The 17,281-nt window shown below is 61.2% G+C and carries 18 protein-coding genes; 10 read left to right on the top strand and 8 right to left on the bottom strand.

Annotated elements, in window-relative coordinates:
• The first annotated feature begins 127 nt into the window (after window positions 1-127).
• Together HKK53_RS28830 and HKK53_RS28825 are read left to right on the top strand one after the other, a co-directional pair.
• Complete coding sequence (locus HKK53_RS28830) at window positions 128-2,878, top strand: response regulator (protein ID WP_169373562.1); 2,751 nt, start codon at window positions 128-130, stop codon at window positions 2,876-2,878.
• A 195-nt stretch (window positions 2,879-3,073) separates the two neighbouring features.
• Entirely contained in the window at window positions 3,074-4,063 is a 990-nt protein-coding gene (locus HKK53_RS28825) for a 2-hydroxyacid dehydrogenase (protein WP_169373561.1), read from the top strand.
• Between the two features lie 6 nt (window positions 4,064-4,069).
• Here the strand turns inward: HKK53_RS28825 and HKK53_RS28820 are convergent, their stop codons facing one another.
• Window positions 4,070-4,516, bottom strand: coding sequence for a hypothetical protein (locus HKK53_RS28820; protein ID WP_169373560.1), 447 nt, complete (start codon window positions 4,514-4,516; stop codon window positions 4,070-4,072).
• A 134-nt stretch (window positions 4,517-4,650) separates the two neighbouring features.
• On the opposite strand from HKK53_RS28820, the gene HKK53_RS28815 reads away from it, so the two are divergent.
• Both HKK53_RS28815 and HKK53_RS28810 read left to right on the top strand, forming a co-directional pair.
• A complete protein-coding gene (locus HKK53_RS28815; RefSeq protein ID WP_169373559.1) occupies window positions 4,651-5,085 on the top strand; it encodes a hypothetical protein in 435 nt (144 codons plus the stop codon).
• Window positions 5,085-5,489 carry an META domain-containing protein gene (locus tag HKK53_RS28810; protein ID WP_169373558.1) on the top strand — a complete coding sequence of 135 codons (405 nt, stop codon included), beginning with the start codon at window positions 5,085-5,087 and terminating at the stop codon, window positions 5,487-5,489. Before HKK53_RS28815 ends, HKK53_RS28810 begins: the two co-directional genes overlap by 1 nt.
• A 185-nt stretch (window positions 5,490-5,674) precedes the next feature.
• Here the strand turns inward: HKK53_RS28810 and HKK53_RS28805 are convergent, their stop codons facing one another.
• Entirely contained in the window at window positions 5,675-6,142 is a 468-nt protein-coding gene (locus HKK53_RS28805) for a TlpA disulfide reductase family protein (protein ID WP_169373557.1), read from the bottom strand.
• A gap of 114 nt (window positions 6,143-6,256) precedes the next feature.
• Here HKK53_RS28805 and arsC point away from each other — a divergent pair, with 114 nt between their 5' ends.
• The 3 genes from arsC to HKK53_RS28790 are packed head-to-tail and all read left to right on the top strand — an operon-like array spanning window position 6,257 to window position 7,630.
• Window positions 6,257-6,610, top strand: a complete 354-nt coding sequence (arsC, locus tag HKK53_RS28800; protein ID WP_169373556.1) for an arsenate reductase (glutaredoxin) — start codon at window positions 6,257-6,259, stop codon at window positions 6,608-6,610.
• Window positions 6,607-7,203: an NAD(P)H:quinone oxidoreductase gene (gene wrbA, locus HKK53_RS28795; protein ID WP_133840441.1), complete on the top strand. Its 597-nt coding sequence runs from the start codon at window positions 6,607-6,609 to the stop codon at window positions 7,201-7,203. Before arsC ends, wrbA begins: the two co-directional genes overlap by 4 nt.
• Window position 7,204: 1 nt before the next feature.
• The gene (locus HKK53_RS28790; RefSeq protein ID WP_169373555.1) at window positions 7,205-7,630 is read left to right on the top strand and encodes a DUF2069 domain-containing protein; all 426 of its coding nucleotides are present in this window, start codon (window positions 7,205-7,207) and stop codon (window positions 7,628-7,630) included.
• Between the two features lie 49 nt (window positions 7,631-7,679).
• On the opposite strand, the gene HKK53_RS28785 is transcribed toward HKK53_RS28790, so the two are convergent.
• Window positions 7,680-8,354 carry a DNA-3-methyladenine glycosylase I gene (locus tag HKK53_RS28785; protein ID WP_054054851.1) on the bottom strand — a complete coding sequence of 225 codons (675 nt, stop codon included), beginning with the start codon at window positions 8,352-8,354 and terminating at the stop codon, window positions 7,680-7,682.
• A 67-nt stretch (window positions 8,355-8,421) separates the two neighbouring features.
• The gene (ttcA, locus tag HKK53_RS28780; RefSeq protein WP_169373554.1) at window positions 8,422-9,246 is read right to left on the bottom strand and encodes a tRNA 2-thiocytidine(32) synthetase TtcA; all 825 of its coding nucleotides are present in this window, start codon (window positions 9,244-9,246) and stop codon (window positions 8,422-8,424) included.
• Window positions 9,247-9,707: 461 nt separating this feature from the next.
• On the opposite strand from ttcA, the gene HKK53_RS28775 reads away from it, so the two are divergent.
• On the top strand, window positions 9,708-10,310 hold the full coding sequence (locus tag HKK53_RS28775) for a Yip1 family protein (RefSeq protein ID WP_133840438.1): 603 nt from the start codon (window positions 9,708-9,710) through the stop codon (window positions 10,308-10,310).
• Between the two features lie 143 nt (window positions 10,311-10,453).
• Window positions 10,454-10,948, top strand: coding sequence for a SprT family zinc-dependent metalloprotease (locus tag HKK53_RS28770; RefSeq protein WP_169373553.1), 495 nt, complete (start codon window positions 10,454-10,456; stop codon window positions 10,946-10,948).
• A gap of 111 nt (window positions 10,949-11,059) precedes the next feature.
• Here HKK53_RS28770 and HKK53_RS28765 read toward each other — a convergent pair whose 3' ends face one another.
• Entirely contained in the window at window positions 11,060-12,241 is a 1,182-nt protein-coding gene (locus HKK53_RS28765) for a CaiB/BaiF CoA transferase family protein (RefSeq protein ID WP_169373552.1), read from the bottom strand.
• A 143-nt stretch (window positions 12,242-12,384) separates the two neighbouring features.
• Window positions 12,385-13,719 carry a dicarboxylate/amino acid:cation symporter gene (locus tag HKK53_RS28760; protein ID WP_169373551.1) on the bottom strand — a complete coding sequence of 445 codons (1,335 nt, stop codon included), beginning with the start codon at window positions 13,717-13,719 and terminating at the stop codon, window positions 12,385-12,387.
• 340 nt (window positions 13,720-14,059) lie between these two features.
• Here HKK53_RS28760 and HKK53_RS28755 point away from each other — a divergent pair, with 340 nt between their 5' ends.
• On the top strand, window positions 14,060-15,058 hold the full coding sequence (locus tag HKK53_RS28755; protein ID WP_169373550.1) for an AraC family transcriptional regulator: 999 nt from the start codon (window positions 14,060-14,062) through the stop codon (window positions 15,056-15,058).
• Window positions 15,059-15,178: 120 nt separating this feature from the next.
• Here HKK53_RS28755 and HKK53_RS28750 read toward each other — a convergent pair whose 3' ends face one another.
• The gene (locus HKK53_RS28750; RefSeq protein ID WP_169373549.1) at window positions 15,179-16,525 is read right to left on the bottom strand and encodes an ATP-binding protein; all 1,347 of its coding nucleotides are present in this window, start codon (window positions 16,523-16,525) and stop codon (window positions 15,179-15,181) included.
• Window positions 16,522-17,199, bottom strand: a complete 678-nt coding sequence (locus HKK53_RS28745; RefSeq protein WP_008029360.1) for a response regulator — start codon at window positions 17,197-17,199, stop codon at window positions 16,522-16,524. Before HKK53_RS28745 ends, HKK53_RS28750 begins: the two co-directional genes overlap by 4 nt.
• Between the last annotated feature and the right edge of the window lie 82 nt (window positions 17,200-17,281).

Genomic DNA, 17,281 nt, shown 5'->3' with positions numbered 1-17,281 from the left:
CGACCCAGCCGACGAATGACGACATCAATTTACGAAGATTGCCCGCCAGCAAATCGCTACACTGCGCAGGTGGTGCGTGCTGGATGCACGCGCGGGTCCAATAAACAGCGGGATGCAGGAGAAATGCGTGCTTAAGAAACTGGGAATTAAAGGCCGCGTGCTGTTGCTGACCTTGCTGCCGACCAGCCTGATGGCGTTGGTGCTGGGCGGCTATTTCACCTGGATGCAGCAATCGGACCTGCAAGCCCAACTCCTGCAGCGCGGCGAGATGATCGCTGAACAACTCGCGCCGCTGGTGGCCCCGGCCATGGGCCACAAGAACACCGACCTGCTGGAACGGATCGCCACCCAATCCCTGGAACAAACGGACGTGCGCGCGGTGACCTTCCTCGCCCCCGACCGCACACCCCTGGCCCACGCCGGCCCGACCATGCTCAACGCGGCACCGATCGGCAACAGCTCGCAGATGCTGCGCCGCAGCGGCAATGACGCGACTCGCTACTTGCTGCCAGTGTTCGGCAAGCACCGCAACCTGGCCGGCGACCTGATTCCCGACGAAGCCGACCGCCTGCTCGGTTGGGTCGAACTCGAACTGTCCCACAACGGCATGCTGCTGCGCGGTTACCGCAGCCTGTTCGCCAGTTTGCTGCTAATCGGCGCCGGTCTGGCCGGCGCGGCGCTGCTGGCCCTGCGCATGGGCCGCACCATCAACCGGCCGATCAGCCAGATCAAACTGGCGGTGGCGCAACTCAAGGACGGTCATCTGGAAACCCGCCTGCCGCCCCTCGGCAGCCAGGAACTGGATGAGCTGGCGTCGGGCATCAACCGCATGGCTGGCACCCTGCAAAACGCCCAGGAAGAATTGCAGCACAGCGTCGACCAGGCCACCGAAGACGTGCGCCAGAACCTGGAAACCATCGAGATCCAGAACATCGAGCTGGACCTGGCGCGCAAGGAAGCCCTGGAAGCGAGCCGGATCAAATCCGAATTCCTGGCCAACATGAGCCATGAAATCCGCACGCCGCTCAACGGCATTCTCGGCTTCACCCATTTGCTGCAAAAAAGCGAGTTGACCCCGCGCCAGCTCGATTACCTGGGCACCATCGAAAAATCCGCCGACAGCCTGCTGGGGATCATCAACGAGATCCTCGACTTCTCGAAAATCGAGGCCGGCAAACTGGTGCTCGACAATATTCCGTTCAACCTGCGCGACCTGTTGCAGGACACCTTGACCATCCTCGCCCCGGCCGCCCACGCCAAACAGCTGGAACTGGTGAGCCTGGTGTATCGCGACACGCCGCTGTCACTGGTCGGCGATCCGCTGCGCCTCAAGCAGATCCTCACCAACCTGGTCAGCAACGCGATCAAGTTCACCCGCGAAGGCACCATCGTCGCCCGGGCCATGCTTGAAGAAGAACACGAAGACAGCGTGCAACTGCGCATCAGCATTCAGGACACCGGCATCGGCCTGTCGAACCAGGACGTGCGCGCGCTGTTCCAGGCCTTCAGCCAGGCGGATAACTCGCTGTCGCGCCAACCCGGCGGAACGGGTCTGGGGCTGGTGATTTCCAAGCGCCTGATCGAGCAGATGGGCGGCGAGATCGGCGTCGACAGCACGCCGGGGGAAGGCTCGGAATTCTGGATCAGCCTGAGCCTGCCAAAAACCCGCGACGACGCCGAGGATCTGCCCGGCCCGCCGTTGCTTGGCCGCCGGGTGGCGGTGCTGGAAAACCACGAACTGGCCCGTCAGGCGTTGCAGCATCAACTGGAAGATTGTGGTCTCGAAGTCACGCCGTTCAACACCCTCGAAAGTTTGACCAATGGCGTCACCGGCGCCCATCAGACCGAACAGGCGATTGAACTGGCCGTGCTCGGCATCACCAGCAACGACATGCCGCCGGAGCGCCTCAACCAACACATCTGGGACCTTGAACACCTGGGCTGCAAAGTCCTGGTGTTGTGCCCAACCACCGAGCAGACACTGTTCCATCTCTCGGTGCCCAATCCCCACAGTCAGCTCCAGTCCAAACCGGCGTGCACGCGCAAGTTGCGCCGGGCCCTGTCCGATCTGGTCAACCCGCGCCAGCAGCGCAGCGAGCCCGGCGAACCGGTGTCGAGCCGTGCACCAAAAGTCCTTTGCGTCGACGACAACCCGGCGAACCTGCTGCTGGTACAAACGCTGCTTGAGGACATGGGCGCCAAGGTGCTCGCTGTGGAAAGCGGTTACGCCGCGGTCAAAGCGGTGCAGAACGAAACCTTCGACCTGGTGTTGATGGACGTGCAGATGCCCGGCATGGACGGGCGCCAGAGCACCGAAGCGATTCGCCAATGGGAAAGCGAACGGCATTGCACGCCGCTGCCGATCGTGGCCCTCACCGCCCACGCCATGGCCAACGAAAAACGCGCCTTGCTGCAAAGCGGCATGGACGATTACCTGACCAAGCCCATCAGCGAACGGCAACTGGCCCAGGTGGTGTTGAAGTGGACCGGCCTGGCGCTGCGCAATCAGGTGCCGGAACGCTCCAGCGACAGCCATGGCGGCGGTGAATTGCTGGTGCTCGATCACGAAGAAGGCCTGCGCCTGGCGGCGGGCAAGGCTGATTTGGCGGCAGACATGCTGGCGATGCTGCTGGCTTCGCTGGAAGCTGACCGCGAGGCGATTCGCGTTGCCCGCGAAGCCAACGACCAGAATGCCTTGATCGAACGGGTCCATCGCCTGCACGGCGCCACGCGTTACTGCGGCGTGCCGCAACTGCGCGCTGCCTGCCAGCGCAGTGAAACCCTGCTCAAACAGCAAGACCCGAAAGCGGCGGCGGCACTCGAAGAACTGGAACGCTCGATCAATCGCCTCGCGGCGCAGGCGCGCATCAGCGCCTGATCCAGAGCAATAACACCCGTCGCCCCGAGCGCTACGATATTTGTAGCCGCTGGCGAAGCCTGCGTCCGGCGGCGAAGCCGTCGTCAAACCGGCATACGCGGTTTGCCTGACACACCGAGGTGGCTGATTTTGCGACGACTTCGTCGCCGAACGCAGGCTTCGCCAGCTGCTACAAGGGATCTCAAGGAGGACGAAATGCGCACGATTCTGTTCAGCAGCCAGACCTACGACCGCGACAGTTTTCTCGCGGCGGACTTGCCCGCCGGCATCGAGTTGCAGTTTCAATCGGCGCGCCTGAGCCTCGACACCGTGGCACTCGCCGAGCAGCATGAAGTGGTGTGCGCCTTTATCAATGATGACCTCAGCGCCCCGGTGCTCGAACAGTTGGCCGCCGGCGGCACACGGTTGATCGCCCTGCGTTCGGCCGGTTACAACCATGTCGACCTGGTCGCGGCGAAACGCCTGAACCTGGCCATCGTGCGCGTACCGGCCTATTCGCCCCACGCGGTGGCCGAACACGCGGTGGCGCTGATCCTGGCCCTTAACCGGCGCCTGCATCGCGCCTACAACCGCACCCGCGAGGGCGACTTCAGCCTGCACGGGCTGACCGGTTTCGACCTGGTGGGCAAGACCGTCGGCGTGGTCGGCACCGGGCAGATTGGCGCGACCTTCGCCAACATCATGAACGGTTTTGGCTGTCAGTTACTCGCCTACGATCCCTTCCCCAATCCTCAGGTCGAAGCCCTCGGCGCGCGTTACCTGAGTTTGCCGCAGCTGTTGGCCGAGTCGCAGATCATCAGCCTGCACTGCCCGCTCAATGAACAGAGCAAACATTTGATCAACCGCGAGTCACTGGCGCATATGCAACCGGGGGCGATGTTGATCAATACCGGGCGCGGCGGACTGGTCGACACACCGGCGCTGATCGACGCCTTGAAGGACGGCCAGTTGGGCTATCTGGGGCTGGATGTGTATGAAGAAGAGGCGCAGTTGTTCTTCGAGGACCGCTCGGACCTGCCGTTGCAAGACGATGTGCTGGCGCGGTTGCTGACTTTCCCGAACGTCATCATCACCGCGCACCAGGCGTTCCTGACCCGCGAAGCCCTGGGCGCGATTGCCGCGACCACCTTGCACAACATCGCAACCTGGGCGGCCGGCGCGCCGCAGAATCAGGTCGAAGGCTGATTGAGCTCAGGGCTTGGGGCCGATCGAAGACGCCAGGATCATCAACCCCAGCCAACCGAAGCCGATCAGGCGCTGTTGCAGGGAATGCCCGGGACGCAGCAAAAACCAGACAAAAAATGGTGGCAGTAAAAATGCCATGATTTTCAGCCAACCTTCCACCGGACGTGGCCACGTGGCGGCTGCCGGCGTATTCGGTGTTAGAACGCCCCGGCGGCGGTGCCGCGAAACCGGCGCGGGTGGAATCTCCGGCGTTGGCTCGACCTTCGGTTCCGGTTCGGCAGGGGCAAACGACACCTCGGGCACGTGCGCATCCCGCGGCAACTGCCCGAAGGAGATCGGCGTAGCCCTGGAGGTGTTCGCTGGTTCCGCCACCAAAGGTGCGCCGCAATGAATGCAGGTGTGTGCCGCAGAGCTGATGCTCTTTTTGCATTCAAAACATTCGGTCCAGGCCATTTCCATTCCTTAGGCGTGCAAAAGCGGCAGTGTGCCATGAGTGCAGGGGGAATTTGAACCTGATCGAAGGTCACATGCCCGCGCCATGCTGCGTTGATGCCCGTGCTAGCATACCGCGCATATTTGGAGGACCCATGGTCGAACACGATTTCCGCTATACCCTGATGAACCCGCAGCACACCCTGACCGAATGCCGCGCCCTGGTGCCGGGGCGTTATCAAGTCACCGGTAATGGCGGCTCGATTCGCAATAATGACGTGCTGGTCGTCACCCTCAAAGGGGCCAAGGACTTGTCCATGCGCCTGACCGTCGAAACCGTTCGCCACCTGATCAACCCGCCCGGCCAATGGGTCGCGGTGGCCAGTGGTCCGGTGTTCGGTGAGTTGGCGATCCACACCTGGAAGGTCAACTGCGACAGCTGCGCCAAAGAACTGAGCTTCGAGTTCGCGGTCGACGCCAAGCTGGGCAACAAGGCTGAAAAGCCTGCCGCCACTGCGCGGATTGCCGAGTTGGGCTGGACCACCGTTGGCGAGAAACACCTGTGCCCGACATGCCAGGAGCCTGCGTGATGAAACACCTTGCCCTGGCGGCCATGGTGGGCGCCAGTCTGATGGGCTGCGCCGCCGAACCGGTACAACTGCAACAGAACCGCAGCTACATTCTGGAATGGATCGGCGAACGTCCGCTGATGGATTACAGTCATTTGACCATTACCCTGGGTGACGACGGTCGCGCCTACGGCAATGGCGGCTGCAACCATTGGTTCGCGCCCTACACCCTGGAAGGTGACAAGCTGAGCTTCGGCAAAGTCGGCAGCACCCGCAAGCTGTGCGCTCCGGCGTTGATGGAGCAGGAAAAGCGTTTCCTGCAGGCTCTGGAAAATGTGCAGCGCTGGGACATCTCGCCGATCGACCAGATGCGCTTCTGGCCGGCCGAAGGCAAACCACTGCGTTGGTGGCTTGAAGAGGGTTGATTGACCCGCCGCAGCCCTTGTAGCAGCTGCCGAGGTACGAGGCTGCGTTCGGCTGCGAAGCAGTCGTAAACCCTGAGCATGCGGTCTTTCTGTAAGACCGCATACGCTGATTTCACGACTGCTTCGCAGCCGAACGCAGCCTCGTACCTCGGCAGCTGCTACAGATCGTGTCACGGCCCATCTGCTTAGTTAGTCGCCTTCAATTCTTCCAGCTTCGCCATCACCCCCGCCGCCGTCTGTTCACCCATCAACTGTTCCCGCACCTTGCCCTTGTCATCGATGATGTACGTCACCGGCAGCGCTTCGCTGCGTGGCAAATCGAAAAGCTCCGCCGGGTCCTGGGCCAGCACAGTGAACTTGATCCCCAGTTTTTCACTGGCGCTTTTCAGCTCTTCGCCCTGCACGTTGTCGAAGTTGACCCCGAACACACCGATCTTCTTGCCCTTGAGTTCTTCGGCCAAGGCATTCAACTGCGCAATCTCGGTCCGGCACGGGCCGCACCACTCAGCCCAGTAATTGAGCACCAGCCATTGTTTATCGAGGCGCCCCGCCGCGACTTTGTGACCGTCCTGGTCAAGGCCATAGTCGTTACCGCAGCCCCCCAGCATCAGCGCCCCGATGATCGCCAATGCTGCTGCCAATCGCCTATTCATGTCGTGATCCTTGTTCAAAATTGAATGCGCCTGCGACCCATCGCCTCCCGAGGTTCTGGATTGCGCGCTGCACAGTTAGAATAGCCGTCACCTTACGCAAGATGCGACCCGCACATGACCGATCTGACGCTTTATCACAACCCGCGCTGCTCGAAATCCCGCGGTGCGCTCGAACTCCTTGAAGCCCGTGGCCTGACCCCGACTGTCGTGCGCTACCTCGAAACCCCGCTGGACGCCGCTCAACTTCAGGGCCTGCTGAAAAAGCTCGGCATCAATGCCCGGCAACTGCTGCGCACCGGTGAAGACGAATACAAAACCCTCAACCTGGCCGACGCGACGCTGAGCGAGGCACAATTGATCGCGGCCATCGCCGCGCACCCGAAACTCATGGAGCGGCCGATCCTGGAAGTCGGCGACAAAGCCGTCATCGGCCGTCCGCCGGAGAATGTGCTGGAGCTGTTGCCGTGAGCGCGCCGTACATTCTGGTCCTGTATTACAGCCGCAGCGGCTCGACCAATGAAATGGCCCGGCAGATTGCCCGTGGCGTCGAGCAGTCGGGGATGGAAGCGCGCCTGCGTACCGTGCCGCCGATCTCCACCGAGTGTGAAGCGGTATCACCGGACATTCCCGACGAAGGTGCGCTGTACGCCAGCCTCGACGACCTGAAGAACTGCGCGGGCCTGGCCCTCGGCAGCCCGACCCGCTTCGGCAACATGGCGGCGCCGCTCAAATACTTCCTCGACGGCACCAGCAACCTGTGGCTGACCGGCGCCCTCGTCGGCAAACCGGCCGGGGTGTTCACCTCCACCGCGAGCTTGCACGGCGGCCAGGAAACCACCCTGCTATCGATGATGTTGCCGTTACTGCACCATGGCATGCTGATCACCGGCCTGCCCTATAGCGAGTCGGCGTTGCTGGAAACCCGTGGCGGCGGCACGCCGTACGGCGCCAGCCATCACGCCGGTGCCGACGGCAAACAGGGTTTGAATGAACATGAAGTCGCGCTGTGCCGGGCCTTGGGCCTGCGCTTGGGCAAGACCGCGCAGAAACTGGAGGGCTGACATGGCGAAGAAGCCGAAGATACTGCCCTCGATCGCATGGCTCGAACCGCGTGTGCGGGCGATGCGCGCGGTCAGCCTGCTGTGCTTTTTCGCTCTGGTGGGTTTGCTGTGCGCTTACTACCTATTGGTCGCCGATCTGCATGGCGCGCGGCCATGGGTGATTTTGCTGATCGAACTGGTGCCGCTGCTGTTGCTGGCGCCGGGAATGATTGTCGGCAGCGCCCGCGGGCATTCGTGGATGTGCTTTGTGGTGAACCTGTATTTCATCAAGGGCGCACTGGCCGCGTATGACCCGAACCGGCAGCTGTTCGGGTTGCTGGAGATGGGCGCGAGCCTCGCGGTGTTTTGCTCGGCGCTGTTGTATGTGCGGTGGCGGTTTCAGTTGAATCGCAAGTTGGCGGGGGAAGGCGAGATTTCGGTCGCCTGACTGCCTACAGTGATCGTTCCCACGCAGAGCGTGGGAACGATCATCCGCGTCAATGATTCACGGTGTACGCGAGCATCATCGAAATCTGGCTCATCGCCCGCCCGCCACTCTGTTCATGCCACTGGTTGAACACGTCCTGCACCAACGCCAGGTCCCGTTGGCTGGTCGGCACCTTGTCGACGATCTTCTGCGCATTCAATCCCGCGACCACGTCGTAGCTCGGCACAAACGTGTCCTTGCCGACCATGCGCAAGAAGCGCGGCGCCGACAGCCCGCCCAATTGATGACCGCGCTTTTTCAGGAAGGTCCACAAGCCGACGATATCCGTCACCGGCCACTCGGCGATCAGTTCGCCGAAGCTGCCCTTTTCATGGGCCACGTCGAGGATGAATTGCGCATTGCGCGGCACGCTCTTGAGCTTGCCCAAGTGGCGGATGATCCGCGCGTCCTGCATCAGGCGCTCCAGGTGTTCGGCGCTCATCAGCACGACTTTTTCCGGGTCGAACTTGAAGAACACTTCTTCGAAGGACGGCCACTTGGCGTCCACCAGGCTGTGCTTGAGCCCGGCGCGGAAGACCCGCAGCGCCATGGTCGAGAGGTAACGGTCATCGCTGATCTTGCGCAATTGCGCCGGGGTCTTGGGAACCGGCAGATGGGCTTCCAGTTCAGCCGCCGAACCGAAGCGGTTCAGACAGTACTCGTGCAGCCACTTGTAATCGCGCATGCCCTCTCCTGAGCAATGAAATAAAAACGGCGCCCGCGAGCGCCGTTTGTCTGAGTGGTTCGAACCGTCAGAGGTTCACGACATTGACGAACCGCGAAGCGGCGGTCTCGTCGATGCGCAGGTTGGCGAAGTCGAACAGGTTGCGGTCCGCCAGTTGCGACGGCTGCACATTTTGCAAACTGCGGAAAATGCTTTCGGTGCGCCCCGGGGTCTTGCGTTCCCACTCTTGCAGCATGTCCTTGACCACCTGGCGTTGCAGGTTTTCCTGGGAGCCGCAGAGGTTGCACGGAATGATCGGGAATTGCTTGAAATCCGCGTAGGCCTGGATGTCTTTTTCGTTGCAGTAGGCCAGCGGGCGGATTACCACGTTGCGCCCGTCGTCGGCGCGCAGCTTGGGCGGCATGGCTTTGAGCGTGCCGTTGAAGAACATGTTGAGGAAGAACGTTTCGACGATGTCGTCACGGTGGTGACCGAGGGCCATCTTGGTGGCGCCGATTTCGTCGGCGAAGGTGTACAGCGTGCCACGACGCAGGCGCGAGCACAGCGAGCAGGTGGTCTTGCCCTCCGGGATCAGCTCCTTGACCACCGAGTAGGTGTCTTTTTCGACGATGTGGTACTCGACGCCCAGCGCTTTCAAATACGCCGGCAGTACGTGCTCGGGGAAACCGGGCTGCTTCTGGTCCATGTTCACGGCCACGATCTCGAACCGGATCGGGGCGACCTTCTGAAAGTGCATCAGCACGTCGAGCATCGTGTAGCTGTCCTTGCCACCGGACAGGCAGACCATGACCTTATCGCCGTCTTCAATCATGCTGAAATCGGCAACCGCCTCACCGGCCTGGCGGCGAAGGCGCTTTTGCAGTTTGTTCTGGTTGACCGTGAGAGTGCCCATGACGCGAAATCCGTGAGGTGTGACGAAAGGCCGGCATTTTACGCAAAAATCCATCGTCGGCGAAGAGCCCGGCGCTGCTCAGAATCTCTGCGCCTACGCGCTCTTTGTAGCAGCTGGCGAAGCCTGCGTTCGGCAGCGCAGCAGACGCCAGTCCAGCTTATGCGATTTGCCTGATGCACCAAGGTTGCTGATTTTACGACTGCTGCGCAGCCGAACGCAGGCTTCGCCAGCTGCTACACAGATTGCGTCATGTCTGCACGGCCCATTTCAACAGACCCTACGGCGATTAAGCCCCGTGTTTACAGCGCGATTTGCTCTAAAGCCCTGCAACCTGCGCCGGTAACTCCTTTCTATACTGCGACATAAGGTCGCATACATATTCAGACCTTTACTTACTTGGCCACTTTGGCCCGTAGGCGCTCCGCTGGGGGGCGATGGCAATAACAAGAGGAGTGACTGGCATGATCCATCACGTAGTGGGGCTCTTCACCCACCCCGACCAGGAATGGAAAGAAATTCGTGGCGACCAAGAGGAAAGCATCAGCCACATGTACCTCACTCACACGCTGATTCTGGCGGCGATCCCCGCCGTGTCGGCCTTTATCGGCACCACCCAGGTTGGCTGGGTCATTGGCAGCCGGGCGCCGGTCATGCTCACGACAGAGAGTGCGCTATGGATGACGATCATGTCGTACGTGGCGATGCTCGGTGGTGTGGCGGTCATGGGCGCGTTCGTGCACTGGATGGCCCGTACCTATGACGCCAATCCGAGCCTGGCCCGTTGCGTCGCATTTGCCACCTACACCGCGACACCGCTGTTCGTCGGCGGGTTGGCGGCGCTGTATCCACACATGTGGCTGGGGATGGTCGTTGGTACGGCCGCCATCTGTTACACGGTGTACCTGCTGTATGTGGGGTTGCCGACCTTCATGAACATTCCATCGGACGAGGGATTCCTGTTTTCAAGCTCGGTGTTGGCTGTAGGCCTGGTGGTGCTGGTGGCCATCATGGCGTTTACCGTTATTGTCTGGGGACTCGGCGTGGGGCCGGTCTATACGAACTAGCTTTTCCCTATAACAAGATCTGCCAATACAGGCCGCCGCAAGGCGGCCTTCTAATTGGAAAAGGGGATGACCATTCGGCGCCTCACTGATTCGCAAGTCCTGAGGGTTGCGGCATACTCGACGTCTCTGGAGATCCATCAAGCATGCCCGAGCAACTCAATACCCGCGTCGAAGACTGTTACCAACAAGCCGAAACCTTTTTCAAACGAACCTTCAAACGCCCCGTGGTGAGCCTCAAGCTGCGCGGTCAGAAAGCCGGTGTCGCGCATCTGCACGAGAACCTGCTGCGCTTCAATCCGCAGCTGTACCGGGAAAACACCGAAGACTTCCTCAAGCAGACCGTGGCCCACGAAGTCGCGCACCTGATCGCCCATCAACTGTTCGGCGACCGCATCCAGCCCCATGGCGAAGAGTGGCAACTGATCATGCGCGGCGTGTACGAACTGCCGCCCAATCGCTGCCACACCTACGACGTCAAACGCCGCAGCGTGACCCGCTACATCTACAAATGCCCGTGCCCCGACAGCGATTTCCCGTTTTCGGCGCAACGCCATGGTTTGGTGCGGCAGGGTCGGCGGTATTTGTGCCGCAGATGCCGGAGCACGTTGGTGTTTAGTGGGGAAATGCGGGTCGAATAGCCGCTCGATGATCGTTCCCACGCTCCGCGTGGGAATGCCGCCATGGACGCTCTGCGTCCACTGTGACGCGGAGCGTCACGGGATGCATTCCCACGCGGAGCGTGGGAACGATCAAATGACGACTTTCGCCGCTCGCAGTTCCTCGATCCGCTGTGTACTAAACCCCAACTCCCCCAATACCTGGTCCGTATGCGCCCCGACCGCCGCCCCAATATGCCGCGGCTCTGGCAGCCCCTCGGAAAACTTCAACGGACAGGCCATCTGTTGCTGGCACAATCCATCCCCCCGAGGCACCTCAGTCACCACACCGCGCGCCTGCAACTGCGGATGCCGCACCGCCTCGGCCACACTCAACACCGGTTCGACACACGCATCGACCCCAGCAAACAACGCGCACAACTCGGCGAAGTCATGCTTCTCGAATTCCATCTTCAACTCGTTCTTCAGCGCCTGTTGCTGCGCGGGCTTGGGCGACAAACCCTGAGCTGCCAGTTCCGGGCGCCCCAGCGCCGCACACAGTTGCTGCATGAATGGCGGTTCCAGGCTGCCCACCGATAACCAACGGCCGTCGCGGGAACGGTAATAGTCGTAGAAGCTGCCGCCATTGAGCATCTGCTCTTCGCGCCCCGGCTCCACGCCGCAGGCCAGATACCCGGCGCCGGCCATGGCGTTCAGGCTGAACGCGCAGTCGGTCATGCTCACATCCAGATGCTGCCCCTGCCCCGTCGTCTGCCGGGCGATCACCGCCGCCAGCAAGCCGATCACTCCATGCAGCGAGCCACCGGCAATGTCCGCGGCCTGAATCCCCAAGGGTAGCGGGCCGCTGTCAGCGCGACCGGTGTAGCTCGACAGGCCCGCCAGCGCCAGGTAGTTGATGTCGTGCCCGGCGCGGTCCTTGTAGGGGCCGGTCTGGCCGTAGCCGGTGATCGAGACGTAGATCAGCTTCGGGTTGATCGCCTTCAAGGCTTCATAACCCAGGCCCAACCGTTCCATCACGCCAGGGCGAAACTGCTCCAGCACAATGTCGTGGTCCTGCAACAGTTGCTTGATCACCTCCAGCGCCTCGGGCTGCTTGAGGTCCAGGGCCAGGCTGCGCTTGTTGCGGTTCAGATAAGCATGGCTGGCCGAGACACCCTGGTCGTGGGGCGGCAGCACTCGCAGCAAGTCCATGCGGGTCGGCGATTCGATGCGCAGCACCTCGGCGCCCATGTCCGCCAGCAACAACGAGGCGAACGGCCCCGGCAGCAATGTCGAGAAATCCAGAACCTTCAATGATGCCAATGGACCGAGCATGGGTGATCTCCGTAAACGATGCTTCAGACTAGGCAGCCGAGGGCATTGCTGCAATCACCTGATGGGTCAGCAAAAATGACCGTTTCGCTCAAACCGCAGGCATGAAAAAACCCGCCGAAGCGGGTTTTTCATTTCAGGCAGTCTTACTTGACGTTGCTTGGGGTTGGGCCTTCAGCCACACCCAGGTCGTCTTCTACGCGTTCGTCGGAGATACCGCGACCGCCAGAAGCCAGCTCGGCTTGCATCACGTCGGTGTCCAGTTCCTTGACCCACTTGGCGACCACCAGGGTAGCAACCGCGTTACCCACCAGGTTGGTCAGCGCACGGGCTTCGGACATGAAGCGGTCGATGCCGAGGATCAGCGCCAGACCGGCCACCGGCAAGTGGCCGACAGCGGACAGAGTGGCGGCCAGGACGATGAAGCCCGAACCGGTCACGCCGGCAGCGCCTTTGGAGGACAGCAGCAACACCACCAGCAGGGTGATCTGGTGGGTAATGTCCATGTGGGTGTCGGTCGCCTGAGCGATGAACACGGCCGCCATGGTCAGGTAGATCGCCGTACCGTCGAGGTTGAACGAGTAACCGGTCGGGATTACCAGACCGACGACCGATTTCTGTGCGCCCAGACGCTCCATTTTGATCAGCATGCGTGGCAGTACCGATTCCGAAGAAGAGGTACCCAGCACGATCAGCAGTTCTTCACGGATGTAGCGAATCACTTTCAGCACGCTGAAGCCGTGAGCGCGAGCGATACCGCCCAGCACCACCAGCACGAACAGCAGGCAAGTGATGTAGAAGCAGGCCATCAACTGACCCAGTTGCACCAGCGAGCCGACACCGTAGGCGCCGATGGTGAACGCCATGGCACCGAAGGCACCGATTGGCGCGAGCTTCATGATCATGTTGATGATGTTGAACATCACGTGGGCGAAGCGATCGATGAAGTCGAGGATCGGCTTGCCGTAGGCACCCAGGCGATGCAGGGCGAAACCGAAGATCACCGAAAACATCAGCACTTGCAGGATATCGCCGGTGGCGAAGGCGCCGAAGATGGTGTTCGGGATCACGTTCAGCAGGAAGCCAACGACGCTTTGATCAGCACCCGCGGCGACGTATTGAGCGACTTTGGAGGCATCCAGCGTGGTCACGTCGATGTGCATGCCGGCACCCGGCTGGACGATGTTGACCACCACCAGGCCGACCAGCAGAGCGATGGTCGAAACGATTTCGAAGTACAGCAGCGCGTAACCGCCGGTCTTGCCCACCGATTTCATGCTCTGCATGCCCGCGATACCGCTGACGACGGTGCAGAAGATGATCGGGGCGATGATCATTTTGATCAGTTTGATGAACCCGTCACCCAGCGGCTTGAGGGCCACACCGGTCTGCGGGTAGAAGTGACCGATCAGAATGCCGATGATGATGGCAACGATCACCTGGAAATACAGGGATTTATACAGTGGCTGACGAGTCGTCATTGCAAAGTTCCTCAAGAGTGTCCCATGACAACATCCATCTGTTGCCCAAGACACTTCAATTGCGAACCCTCCTGCACTGGAGGGATTTGTTTTGTCGAGCTGCGCAACGGCAGGCATCTGCCGGTAGTATCGCAAAGCCCGTGCCACCTTCGTCGAATTCCTTGCAAGCCTTTTGACATCAAGGGCTGCAGGGTTTTCTTTGTCACCGCTCGGTTACAGCAATGTGGCGGATTTCCGCCGTTCCTATAAAGCTCGTCCTACAATTTGGCGGATATCCGCCTTGTTCCTCGGCAAGCCCTGCCGCTACCATCGGTCGCTTAATGGATGGACCTGCCTTTCTATGCGTGAACGCACCATCGCCAGTCATTTCGCCCGTGCCGCCCTCGGGGGTGCGCGTCGGCGTGGCTATGATTATTCCGGCCTGTTGTTACAACTGGGGATCAGCCCCGAGTTGCTCGACGAGCCGCGGGCACGCATCGCGCCGGAGCAATTCACCCGGCTGATCCAGGGCCTGTGGCTGGCGCTGGACGACGAATACCTGGGATTCGGGCCGGCGTCGAGCAAACCCGGCAGTTTCGCCATGATGTGCCATGCCCTGATCCACTGCCGCAACCTCGATAAAGCACTGCAGCGCGGCTTATTGTTTTATAGCCTATTCCCCGAGGCTCCGCGCCTGACCCTGAGCGGCGAAGGCGAAATGATCCGCCTGAGCCTCGACGATGCACAGTTATGGGACCCGGACCACTTTCTCAGTGAGAGCCTGCTGGTGATCTGGCATCGCTTGGGCAGTTGGCTGATTGGCCAGCGCATTCGCCTGGAGCAGGCGACGTTCAGTTACCCGAAACCCGAGCACGGGGCGGAATACGATCTGCTGTTTCCCTGCCCGCAGGTGTTTTCGACGCAACAGAGCAGCCTGCTGTTTCACAGTCGCTATCTGAACATGCCGTTGTTGCAGGACGAGCGGACCCTCAAGCATTTTCTCGAACGCTCCCCCGCCGACCTGTTGTCGCGCCCGGACGACGGCGACAGTCTGAGCAGCCAGTTGCGCCGTTTGCTCAGCCGCGACAGTTCACGCTGGCCGGATCTGGAAGCCGTCGCCGCGCACCTGCACATCAGTCCGCAGACCTTGCGCCGGCATTTGCGTGAAGAAGGCAGCAGTTTTCAGGAGTTGAAGGATCAGTTGCGCCGGGACATTGCGATTTATCACCTGGGGCGGGCGGATCTGTCGTTGCAACAGATTGCCGAGCAGTTGGGGTTTTCCGAGCCTTCGGCGTTTCATCGGGCGTTCAAGAAGTGGACCGGATTGACGCCTGGGGCTTATCGCGCGCAGGAAAACTGAAGCCCCCCGATCGTTCCCACGCTCTGCGTGGGAATGCCTCAACGGACGCTCCGCGTTCGGCTTTGGAGGGGACGCGGAGCGTCCCGGGCTGCATTCCCACGGGTCGCGTGGGAACGATCATTAAACCACCGAAAAATGAATCCGGAACGCCGCCCCGCCCAACGCCGAATCGCCCAAGGTCAACTGGGCGCTGTAGCTCTCGATAATGTCCTTGACCACCGCCAACCCGATCCCCTGCCCCGGATGCTGGCGATCCAGTCGTTCACCCCTTTGCAGAATCCGCGCGCGCTGATCCGGCGGCACGCCCGGCCCGTCGTCTTCCACGCACAACTCAATCCCGCTCAAGGTTTCGCGCACGCTGATGCGCACTTCGCTCAAACACAGGCGATAGGCGTTTTCCAGCAGGTTGCCCATCATCTCCAGCAAAGCGCCCTGCTCGATCGGCACATAACACTGTTCCGGCAAATCGAAGGCGACCCGCACGCGCTTGTCGCGGTAGACCTTGTCCAGCGTGTCGCACAGGCTTTGCAGCACTGGGCGCAGGCGCACCTGATGGCGCACCAGGCCGCTTTTGCGCAGGCTGGCGCGCTGCAATTGATAGCTGATCTGCTGGCTCATGCGTTCGATCTGCGATTGCAGGACCCAGGCCTGATCGCGATCCGCCGGGCGCTGGGCCATGTCCTCGCTGACGCTTTGCAACACGGTCAACGGAGTTTTCAGGCTATGGGCCAGGTCGTCGAGGGAATCGCGATAACGGCTGCGTTGTTCACGCTCGCTTTGCAGCAAGCGGTTGAGGGAGCCGGTCAGGCGCAGCAGTTCGCGGGGGTGTTCTTCGCTGAGGCTGCCCCGGGCGCCGCTTTCGATTTCGTCCAGTTCCTGGCTCAAGCGGCGCAACGCCTGCAAGCCCCAGGTCAGACCGATCCACAGCAACGCCAACAACACCAATAACGCCGCGCCGAAACCGAGGTAGAGGTTTTCCCGCAGGCCTTCGACGGTGACTTCGTACTCGCGCACCGGTTGTAGGGCGACGATGCTGAACGCCGCGCTTTTGCCCCCCAGCAACTTGACCTCGACGTCATAGACGAAGAATTCCTGGCCGTTGGCTTCGCGAATCCGCGCAAACTCGTTACCGCGCCCGTCATAGCGCGGTTTGTAGTTGATGTTCTCTTCCTGGGTGGCTTTTGAACGCCAGACCAGATGCCCTTCGCGGTCGTAGATGTAGCCGAGCAAACGGCTGTCGGTGAGGTTGAAACGCTCATCGGGCAACTGCAACGGCATCTGCAAACGGTTGTTTTCCACCCGTGCGGCGGAAATCAACGTGGTGACGTCCGAGGCCAGGCGTTGCTCGATGGAATCCTGCAACGCCAGGCTGAACGCGCCCTGCATCGCCGGCAGCAACGCCAGCATAAACAGCACCGCCAACAGCGTGGCGGCGAGCATCAGGCGGACACGAAGGGAACGAATCAAGTGCAGCGCTCATTGAACAGGTAGCCGAGACCACGCACGGTATCGATCGGCTTGAACCCGGCCGGGCCTTCGAGTTTGCGCCGTAGACGGCCGACCAGCACTTCGATCACGTTCGGATCGCGCTCGTCGTCGTCCGGGTAGAGCTGTTCCATCAAGCGGTCCTTGGCCACCACTTGCTGGTGATGACGCATCAGGTACTCGAGAATCCGATACTCGTAGGCGGTCAGCGCCAACGGCTGTTCGTCGAGGGACGCCTGCTTGCGATTGAGGTCGAGCAGCAGCGGCCCGGCGACAATCGTCGACTGGGTAAAGCCGCTGGAGCGACGCAGCAAGGCATTGAGCCGGGCGTCCAGCTCTTCGAACTGGAACGGCTTGACCACGTAGTCGTCGGCGCCGGCGGCCAGGCCTTCGACCTTGTCCTGCCAGTTGCCGCGCGCGGTGAGGATCAGGATCGGAAAGGTCTTGCCCCGGGAGCGCAGCTGACGAATCAGGTCCAGTCCGCCCATGCCCGGCAGGCCGAGGTCGATCACCGCCAGGTCATGGTTGAACTGCTCGGTCTGGTACAGCGCCTCTTCGGCGTTGGCCACGGACTCGACCACGTGGCCGCTATCCGTCAGGCGGGTTTGCAGGTGATGGCGCAACAGCGCTTCATCTTCGACGACCAGCAATTTCATAACGCTCTCCCGGGCAAAACGACATCTCCAGAGGTACGTGCGCGCACCTCGATGGCTAACATGGCGACGCCGGATCACCCTT

This window comes from Pseudomonas sp. ADAK7 (assembly GCF_012935675.1).
Classification (GTDB): Bacteria; Pseudomonadota; Gammaproteobacteria; order Pseudomonadales; family Pseudomonadaceae; genus Aquipseudomonas.
The sequence above is the reverse complement of the archived record's forward strand: the minus strand, read 5'-3'. Positions and strand labels throughout refer to the sequence as shown.

Bases quoted from the DNA above. Each gene is read 5' to 3' on its own strand.
- HKK53_RS28745 (WP_008029360.1), bottom strand. From the start codon at position 17,199: ATGAAATTGCTGGTCGTCGAAGATGAAGCGCTGTTGCGCCATCACCTG.
- arsC (WP_169373556.1), top strand. From the start codon at position 6,257: ATGACCGATCTGACGCTTTATCACAACCCGCGCTGCTCGAAATCCCGC.
- HKK53_RS28790 (WP_169373555.1), top strand. From the start codon at position 7,205: ATGGCGAAGAAGCCGAAGATACTGCCCTCGATCGCATGGCTCGAACCG.
- HKK53_RS28805 (WP_169373557.1), bottom strand. From the start codon at position 6,142: ATGAATAGGCGATTGGCAGCAGCATTGGCGATCATCGGGGCGCTGATG.
- HKK53_RS28785 (WP_054054851.1), bottom strand. From the start codon at position 8,354: ATGCGCGATTACAAGTGGCTGCACGAGTACTGTCTGAACCGCTTCGGT.
- HKK53_RS28775 (WP_133840438.1), top strand. From the start codon at position 9,708: ATGATCCATCACGTAGTGGGGCTCTTCACCCACCCCGACCAGGAATGG.
- HKK53_RS28770 (WP_169373553.1), top strand. From the start codon at position 10,454: ATGCCCGAGCAACTCAATACCCGCGTCGAAGACTGTTACCAACAAGCC.
- HKK53_RS28755 (WP_169373550.1), top strand. From the start codon at position 14,060: ATGCGTGAACGCACCATCGCCAGTCATTTCGCCCGTGCCGCCCTCGGG.
- HKK53_RS28820 (WP_169373560.1), bottom strand. From the start codon at position 4,516: ATGGCCTGGACCGAATGTTTTGAATGCAAAAAGAGCATCAGCTCTGCG.
- ttcA (WP_169373554.1), bottom strand. From the start codon at position 9,246: ATGGGCACTCTCACGGTCAACCAGAACAAACTGCAAAAGCGCCTTCGC.
- HKK53_RS28810 (WP_169373558.1), top strand. From the start codon at position 5,085: ATGAAACACCTTGCCCTGGCGGCCATGGTGGGCGCCAGTCTGATGGGC.
- HKK53_RS28765 (WP_169373552.1), bottom strand. From the start codon at position 12,241: ATGCTCGGTCCATTGGCATCATTGAAGGTTCTGGATTTCTCGACATTG.
- HKK53_RS28760 (WP_169373551.1), bottom strand. From the start codon at position 13,719: ATGACGACTCGTCAGCCACTGTATAAATCCCTGTATTTCCAGGTGATC.
- HKK53_RS28825 (WP_169373561.1), top strand. From the start codon at position 3,074: ATGCGCACGATTCTGTTCAGCAGCCAGACCTACGACCGCGACAGTTTT.
- HKK53_RS28815 (WP_169373559.1), top strand. From the start codon at position 4,651: ATGGTCGAACACGATTTCCGCTATACCCTGATGAACCCGCAGCACACC.